2 protein-coding genes are annotated in these 1,572 nt (G+C 43.1%); both read left to right on the plus strand.

Annotated features, from left to right (window positions below; all coding sequences use genetic code 11):
- Nucleotides 1-554: hypothetical protein (locus tag E6C55_RS34060; protein ID WP_168736013.1), on the plus strand; the 554-nt coding region annotated here is incomplete at its 5' end.
- Nucleotides 555-557: 3 nt separating this feature from the next.
- Complete coding sequence (locus E6C55_RS33145) at nucleotides 558-989, plus strand: hypothetical protein (RefSeq protein ID WP_136374111.1); 432 nt, start codon at nucleotides 558-560, stop codon at nucleotides 987-989.
- The last annotated feature ends 583 nt before the right edge of the window (nucleotides 990-1,572 follow it).

Here is a 1,572-nt window from a genome sequence, read left to right on the forward strand (position 1 = left end):
CGAACCGGAAAGCCGAGATGATAGGATTCGGGACGGAGAAGCTGCTGGAGCTGCTGATTCCTCTGGGCGCAGGGGCCAAGACCGCAACGGCGGCCGAGAAGGCGGAGTCGGCGGCGGTTAAAGCCGAAGGCTTGATCGACGACCTGCCGGTGGTCGGGAAGAGTGGGGGGACGGCGGTTGAGGGTGCGGGAAAAGGTATAATTAATGGCGGAAAAGTATCTGTCGATGCAATTAAGGCTAATCCTAGTGCTTTAAGCGGTAAGTCTGTAGATGAAATCGCTCAAATGCTAAGAAATGAAGGATATGACGTTACAGTACAAGCGTCTACGAAATCAAGTTCAGGCGCTAAGATAATCAAGATAAACAATACTGGTGGAGACAGGAATGTAACCCAAGTTCAAGTGTCACCTGGTGGGGGCAGACACGGGGGAAGTCCGTATGTAAAAATTAGTACGAATGACCAAGGTATTGTCAAGGTAGTTGATGGAACGGAAAGTGCATATAAGACAGATGGCAAGGAAACGGCAACAATAATCTTTACAGGAGGTAAGTAGCTTATGGTATTGTTGGATGCCCCCATTGTTCCTTGGGAAGGACTCGGTGGGATAAAACTCTATAGTCATATCAGTGATTTTTATAGCCTTATTAGGGAACTTAAGGATTCTGAAACAATGTTAGTAAAATCTCTCATAAGGTATGAGATTAAAGATGAGGCTTTCTTATGGTTTAATATATTCAATGGAAAACTGTTTAAGATTACTGCCTTGAAGAACTATACTGGGAAATTGTTTGGTGTAATTCATATCGGGATGCACATCGACAAGGTGTTGGAATTAGAGCCTGACTTTGAATACGATGAGTTTGAAGAAGTATATTGCAGCCCAAAGGGAATTTACATTGAGACGGACCCGGTCGAACACACGCTGCAATGGATTTCTGTGTATGTAAAAGAAATAGACAATGATGATTTTGAAAAAGGGAATTGGTGAATCATCTGAACCTTGATTGGCTTCGTGCCTTTCAAGGTTTTTTCTTTGGCGGGGCTATCCAGTGCCGAACGAACCCATCATTTAACCAATAACACATCTAACCCATGTAATACCCGTATAAAGATTTCATGAATTTGTTGTGCGTACGTCAATGGTTTACTTTTATACCCTAAATAACGCTATGCCGATACGATGAACAGGTCGATTATGGTCAGTTACCACCATGATTGACCTCTTTTTTGTTATCGTTGTTTTCTGTGGTTTTTTCTAAAATCCATCGCAACTGTAAAGTATGCCGCACCGATAGGGAGGATGAGGAGCTAATCGCATCTTTTAGTAAGTGTGGCACGACAATTAACAGTAGGGACGGCTAATTTGAAAATATTTTTGATTTTGTCAGCAACGAAACGGCATGTTGTCGCGATTGCTACTGTGAAGAAGATAACTCTGGTGACGACTAGTACACCATTTCAGAAGTTCATTCCCCTTATAAAATGCCGAAGACTAAAAGTCACTCCATACAAATGGGAACTGGTTTGTTAGTACAGCGAGCAGTTGCGGAGCCGAACCTGTAAAGGGGATT

This window comes from Cohnella fermenti, from assembly GCF_004801405.1.
Classification (GTDB): domain Bacteria; phylum Bacillota; class Bacilli; order Paenibacillales; family Paenibacillaceae; genus Cohnella; species Cohnella fermenti.